At 50.8% G+C, this 6,398-nt stretch carries 6 protein-coding genes and 2 pseudogenes; 1 reads left to right on the top strand and 7 read right to left on the bottom strand.

What is annotated here, in order from left to right; all coding sequences use genetic code 11:
* Nucleotides 1-92 precede the first annotated feature (92 nt).
* The 5 genes and pseudogenes from aspA to ybaK form a co-directional block, all read right to left on the bottom strand.
* Nucleotides 93-1,490: an aspartate ammonia-lyase gene (aspA, locus tag NSCA4_RS0106830; RefSeq protein ID WP_016687447.1), complete on the bottom strand. Its 1,398-nt coding sequence runs from the start codon at nucleotides 1,488-1,490 to the stop codon at nucleotides 93-95.
* Nucleotides 1,491-1,769: 279 nt separating this feature from the next.
* Complete coding sequence (locus NSCA4_RS0106825; RefSeq protein WP_003742541.1) at nucleotides 1,770-2,645, bottom strand: DMT family transporter; 876 nt, start codon at nucleotides 2,643-2,645, stop codon at nucleotides 1,770-1,772.
* Nucleotides 2,646-2,805: 160 nt separating this feature from the next.
* Nucleotides 2,806-3,459: a DUF4870 family protein gene (locus NSCA4_RS0106820; RefSeq protein WP_255265287.1), complete on the bottom strand. Its 654-nt coding sequence runs from the start codon at nucleotides 3,457-3,459 to the stop codon at nucleotides 2,806-2,808.
* A gap of 22 nt (nucleotides 3,460-3,481) precedes the next feature.
* A pseudogene (locus tag NSCA4_RS16345) lies at nucleotides 3,482-3,589 on the bottom strand (IS5/IS1182 family transposase); the annotation flags it as partial.
* A 116-nt stretch (nucleotides 3,590-3,705) separates the two neighbouring features.
* Nucleotides 3,706-4,188: a Cys-tRNA(Pro) deacylase gene (gene ybaK, locus NSCA4_RS0106815; protein WP_016687445.1), complete on the bottom strand. Its 483-nt coding sequence runs from the start codon at nucleotides 4,186-4,188 to the stop codon at nucleotides 3,706-3,708.
* A 229-nt stretch (nucleotides 4,189-4,417) separates the two neighbouring features.
* On the opposite strand from ybaK, the gene NSCA4_RS0106810 reads away from it, so the two are divergent.
* Nucleotides 4,418-4,768, top strand: coding sequence for a RidA family protein (locus tag NSCA4_RS0106810; protein ID WP_016687444.1), 351 nt, complete (start codon nucleotides 4,418-4,420; stop codon nucleotides 4,766-4,768).
* 62 nt (nucleotides 4,769-4,830) lie between these two features.
* Here NSCA4_RS0106810 and NSCA4_RS15040 read toward each other — a convergent pair.
* Nucleotides 4,831-4,944 (bottom strand): annotated as a pseudogene (locus tag NSCA4_RS15040) (IS5/IS1182 family transposase); the annotation flags it as partial.
* A gap of 105 nt (nucleotides 4,945-5,049) precedes the next feature.
* The gene (locus tag NSCA4_RS0106805) at nucleotides 5,050-6,348 is read right to left on the bottom strand and encodes an adenylosuccinate synthase (protein ID WP_016687443.1); all 1,299 of its coding nucleotides are present in this window, start codon (nucleotides 6,346-6,348) and stop codon (nucleotides 5,050-5,052) included.
* Between the last annotated feature and the right edge of the window lie 50 nt (nucleotides 6,349-6,398).

Below are 6,398 nucleotides of genomic sequence, written 5' to 3'. Positions count from 1 at the left end.
AAATCAACTCCAATGAAAAGGATACAACGAACAAAGGTCGTCTGAAAACCTTGTCAATCGGTTTTCAGACGACCTTTTCTTTATGCCCTATCTTACAAATGCGGGTTCATCAGGTTTTCGGGCGACAGGATGCGGTCGAGTTCGGCTTCACTCAAGAGGCCGCGTTCGAGTACGACTTCGCGCACGCCTTTGCCGGTTTGGGCGCAGATTTTGCCGACCAAATCGCCATTGCCATGTCCGATATACGGGTTCAGATAAGTAACCAGACCAATGGAGTTGAACACATAGCGTTCGCAGATTTCGCGGTTGACGGTAATGCCTTTGACGCATTTTTCGGCGAGATTTACGGCGGCGTTGCCCAACAAGGAGATGGTTTCAAACATACATTGCGCGATGACCGGCTCCATCACGTTTAATTGCAACTGCCCCGCTTCGGCGGCGAAGGTGATGGTGGTGTCGTTGCCGATGACTTTGAAGCAGACTTGGTTGACCACTTCGGGAATCACGGGGTTGACTTTGGCGGGCATAATCGACGAGCCTGCCTGCATTTCCGGCAGGTTAATCTCTTTCAAACCGGCGCGCGGACCGGACGACAAGAGGCGTAAGTCGTTACAGATTTTCGATAATTTGACCGCCGTGCGCTTCAACGCGCCGTGTACCATCACATACGCGCCGCAATCTGAAGTCGCTTCAATCAGGTTTTCGGTCAGTTTGCAATCCAAGCCGCTGACTTCAGACAATTTTTTCACCGCCAAAGCCGCGTAGCCTTTGGGCGTGTTCACACCCGTGCCGATGGCGGTTGCGCCCAAGTTGACTTCCAACAACAAAGCACGCGTGCGGTTCAGATTCAAAATTTCTTCTTCCAGCAACACTTGGAAAGATTGAAACTCCTGCCCCGCCGTCATCGGCACGGCATCTTGAAGCTGTGTACGCCCCATTTTCAACACATCTTTAAACTCATCGGCTTTGGCGGCAAACGCGTCTTTCAGCAACGCCAGTTTTTCCAGCAGCGAGCCGACGCTGTCATACACTGCCAAACGGAAGCCGGTCGGATACGCATCGTTGGTGGACTGGCTGGCGTTCACATGGTCCATCGGGTTAACAATGTCGTAGCGGCCTTTTTCGTAGCCCAATATTTCCAAAGCAAGGTTGGCGATGACTTCATTAGTATTCATGTTGACCGAAGTCCCCGCGCCGCCCTGATACACGTCGGACGGGAATTGGTCGAGGCAGCGGCCTTTGAGCAACACTTCGTCGCAAGCCTTTTCAATGGCGGCGGCGATTTCGGGCTTCACTGCGCCCAGTTCGCCGTTTGCCTGCGCGGTCGCTTTTTTTACCATCACCATGCTGCGGACAAACTGCGGCACGTCGGAAATTTTTTGATTGGAAATTTTAAAGTTTTCCACCGCGCGCAAAGTATGGATGCCCCAATACGCCTCGGCGGGGATTTCGCGTTCGCCCAGCAAATCGTGTTCGATACGGACAGTCATTCTCTTACCTTCTCATTCGTTGGTTTATCAAGTAATGTGCATATGCAGGCGGAACATTAGACCGTTTTGCATGGGTTGTCTAGCTGCAAACGCGCCGTTGTTATCAAAGTATAGTGGATTAACTTTAAACCAGTACGGCGTTGCCTCGCCTTGCCGTACTATCTGTACTGTCTGCGGCTTCGTCGCCTTGTCCTGATTTAAAGTTAATCCACTATAGAAAAAACATTCTGCAAGACAAAAGGTCGTCTGAAACCTTTTTCAGACGACCTTTTTACATGCTTACATACCGATAAGTCCCCGTATCTGCGGCCAGTAAAATAAACAGGCGATGGCACAGACGGCGACACTGATACCTGCGGCGTTGATGCTGCTGATTTTTTCTTTAAACGCCATTGCGCCGACCAGCGTACCCAAGACGATGACGCCGATGTTCATGCCTGCGAAGACCAGCGTCGGGTTGTCTTTCATCATTTGGTGGGCAGTGATGTAGGTAACGATATTGGCAAAATTCAAACCTCCCAAGACAATACCGCCGATAATGCCTTCTTTCGTCCATTTGGTCGATTGGGAGAAAAGGTAGCCGAACATCAAAATACCGGCGAGACTGAAGGCGACCAAGAGGTTGCCGGAAAACGCCGTGCCGCTTTTGGCGAGCTGTTTGAAGAGGATGTCGATGATGCCGTAGCCCGCCCAAACGCCTGCGAGCAACATAATTTGCGTGCCCAATCCGCCCGATTTCTTGCCGCCGTCGGCTTTCCACAACAGGCAGAACAAAGCCACAAACGCCAAAGCGATGCCTATCAGCCGCCCTTCGGTCAACGCTTCGCCAAAAATGACGAACGCGGAAATAATCGGCAAAATCAAAGACAAACGTTGCGCCGCATCGGACTTGACGATACCTGCCGCATCGACTGCCTTGCCCATAATCACAAACACCGAAGGCAGCAGCACGCCCAGCGCGCCAAACAGCCACCAAGTTGGCAAAAAGGCTTTCGGATTGCTCAAATCGGGTTTCAACACCCAAGCCGTCAACGCCACCGCGACAATGTAGTTCACCGCCACCGCCTGCGCGACGTCGATTTTGTTTTTACGCGCCAATTTGAGCAATACCGATACAGACACGCTGCACAGTATGCTTGCCAATAAATAAATCATGTTTTTCCTTTGATTGAGTGTGTCGGATGCACCGGACAGATTTCAGACGACCTTCTTGGTGTCCTATTTTGATATTTAGTTTCCCGCAAACGACCCCTATAAAAATTTCAGACGATCCCTAAATGCTAAGGTCGTCTGAAAACAAGGCGGGCTGTCGCGCTTAGAACCAAGTATCCAAAGACATGCGCTTGTTATTCGTCAGCTTGATAAAACCTGCCGCCAGTCGGTAAGCAAACCAAACCGATACTAAAAACAGCAGCACGTAGCCGATGCCGATAAACGCAGTGATTTTGCTCAATATAAATCCCGCCAGACCGCCCCAAAACGTTTTAATCAGATAGTCTGCGTGGTTATTATAAACCGAGTCGCCCATGTCGCCACGTTTTACATACGCCAAAACGATACCGGCAACAGGCATCACAAAAGTAGCAAACCCTAAGGCAAACAAGGCATACATCGCCATTACGTAAGTACGGTCGCCGTCTTGGCGCAACCCTTCCGCCGTATTACCTGCCTGTTGGCTGTTGGTCTGTTGGTTGGCGGTCTGCCCGCTTCTGCCGCTGAATTCACGGAGCGACTCGTCGTACCATGCACGACGTTCGGGATCGACCAGAGTATCGTAAGCCTGACGGATTTCCTTGAAACGCTCTTCCGCATCAGGATTGCCGGGATTACGATCGGGATGGTATTTCATTGCCGAATCGCGATAGGCTTTTCTGATTTCTGTAATGTCCGCATCCGCCGAAATGCCGAGAATTTCATAAAAATTACGGTTTTCCATATTAGGGTGTGCCTCTTTGGTTTGTGTTTGCAAAAGCCCGATCCGTGAAATCACGATATAGTGGATTAACTTCAAACCAGTACGGCGTTGCCTCGCCTTGCCGTACTATCTGTACTGTCTGCGGCTTCGTCGCCTTGTCCTGATTTAAATTTAATCCACTATAACAGGCTGTTTGACAGAATAAAAACAGATATAAAATCAGGCATTGTGTTCTTTTTATAAAACCTTCCAATTTGCCCGAATCTGCGTTTCCCGACTTAAAAACCGTTTCGCATCCCTTTAGACGGCGACCTGTACATCTTGCGGATTCAAAGCCCGCAGAGCCTGCGGACTGATGCCGATAATAAATCCGCGCTTGCCGCCGTTGATATAAATCTTGTCCAAATCCCAAATACTTTTTTCAACATAAACAGGCAACTGGGTTTTCATACCGAAGGGCGTCGTGCCGCCCACCAGATAGCCCGTCCATTTGTTTGCCTGTTTCGGATCGGCAGGCTCGATGTGTTTCATGCCCAAATCGCGCGCCAGATTGCGGGTCGAAATCTGCTTGTCGCCGTGCATCACCACGACCAACCCTTTCTTCGCTTCGTTTTGCAGCACGATGGTTTTGACCACCTGATGCTCGTCCACGCCGAACAAATCCGCAAACTGCGCTGTCCCGCCGTGTTCTTCATAAACATAAATATAAGGCTCAAAATCAATTTTATGTGTACGCAGGAAACGGACGGCAGAAGTAACCGGATAATCGGTATTTTTGCTCATGATGCAGTTCCAATATTATTCAGACGACCTAAACTCAATATGACAATTACGCGTAAAAATAGTTTCCGCATCTTTTCAAAAACAGCCCGCCTGCTGTGGCAGACAATCAAGCTGAATGTTACCATAAGCCCCTGCACAATACCCGTCATCTTATTCCGACCCAATCGGAAAACCGAAATCCGATGACGGAACAAAATACCCCATGCGCCCCAACTTCAAGGAATATCAAATGAATATCCGATACCTCGGTACGACCGAACGCTACTCCGAAGCCGTCTGCGCGGGAGGATTCGTCTTCCTCTCCGGCATGGTTCCCGAAAATCCCGAAGCCGATGCCAAAGCCCAAACCGAAAACGTCTTGGCGCAAATCGACCATTGGCTTGAAGAATGCGGTTCCGACAAAGCACACATCCTCGAAGCCACCATCTTCCTGACCGATATGAACGACTACGCCGCCATGAACGAAGCCTGGGATGCCTGGACAGCCCCCGGCCGCGCCCCAGCCCGCGCCTGCATCGAAGCCAAACTCGCCAAACCGGAATGGGCGGTCGAAATCAAAGTATCCGCCGTGTGCAAGTGATTGGATTGAGCAAGGGGTCGTCTGAAAACCGCAGTCGATTTTTCAGACGACCTCTTTCATAAGATAAGATATAGTGGATTAACTTTAAACCAGTACGGCGTTGCCTCGCCTTGCCGTACTATTTGTACTGTCTGCGGCTTCGTCAACTTGTCCTGATTTAAAGTTAATCCACTATAAGATTGAACACAATCAGAGTGCTTGGATTGACGGTAAATCGGTTATCAATACAAAAAGGTCGTCTGAAAACCCAAGTTTTCAGACGACCTTTTACAATCAAACCATTATGCGAACGGATGATGCAAAACGATGGTTTCTTCGCGGTCAGGACCGGTGGAGACGATGGCTACCGGCGCACCGCAGACTTCTTCGATACGTTTCAAATATGCTTTGGCGTTTGCAGGCAATGCGTCGTAGTTTTTCACACCGAAAGTGGATTCGCTCCAGCCGGGCATGGTTTCGTAAATCGGTTTGCAGGTTTCTACCGCATCGGAACCGCAAGGCAGGATGTCGGTTTTGCTGCCGTCGGGCAATTCGTAGCCGACGCAGATATTGATGGTTTCAATGCCGTCCATAACGTCCAGTTTGGTGATGCACATACCGGAAATGCCGTTGACTTGGATGGAGCGTTTCAGGGCGGCGGCATCAAACCAACCGCAGCGGCGTGCGCGGCCGGTTACGGAGCCGAATTCGTGTCCGCGTTCTGCCAAACCTGCGCCTACTTCGTCAAACAATTCAGTCGGGAACGGACCTGAGCCGACGCGCGTGGTATAGGCTTTGACGATGCCCAAAACATAATCCAGCATTTGCGGACCTACGCCCGCGCCTGCGGAAGCGGCTCCCGCCAAGCAGTTGGACGAGGTAACGAAGGGGTAAGTGCCGTAGTCGATGTCCAACAGCGTACCTTGCGCGCCTTCAAACAGCAGTTTTTCGCCGTTTTTGTTTTTCTCGTTCAACACGCGGGATACGTCGGTAATCATCGGCGTAATGCGCGGCGCGACTTTTTCGATAACCTCCATCACGTCTTCTGCTTTCACCGGCTCGGCATTGTGCAGATGTTGCAGTTGGACATTGTAATAGGCAAGGATGGCATCCAGTTTTTCATGCAGTTTTTCTGGATGCAGCAAATCGACGACGCGGATGGCGCGGCGTGCCACTTTGTCTTCGTAGGCAGGGCCGATGCCGCGACCGGTCGTGCCGATTTTGCCTTTGCCGCTCGAAGCTTCGCGGGCTTGGTCAAGCGCGATGTGGTAAGGCAGGATCAGCGGACAGGTCGGCGCGATTTTCAGACGACCTTCGACGTTTTTCACGCCTGCTGCGTTTAGCTCGTCAATTTCGCCCAACAATGCTTCGGGGGAAACGACAACGCCCGAGCCGATAAAGCAGTCCAAGTTTTCATGCAGAATGCCGCTCGGAATCAGGCGCAAAATGGTTTTCTTGCCGCCGACGACCAAAGTGTGTCCCGCATTGTGCCCGCCTTGGAAACGCACGACACCGCTGGTTTCTTCCGCCAGCCAGTCAACGATTTTACCTTTTCCTTCGTCGCCCCATTGGGCGCCGATTACTACAACATTTTCAGCCATAGCCATATAACCTATCAATATTAAGAAATTATCATGAATCAACTTCAAAC

The organism is Neisseria sicca 4320, assembly GCF_000193735.1.
GTDB classification, from domain to species: Bacteria; Pseudomonadota; Gammaproteobacteria; order Burkholderiales; family Neisseriaceae; genus Neisseria; species Neisseria sicca_E.
The sequence above is the reverse complement of the archived record's forward strand: the minus strand, read 5'-3'. Positions and strand labels throughout refer to the sequence as shown.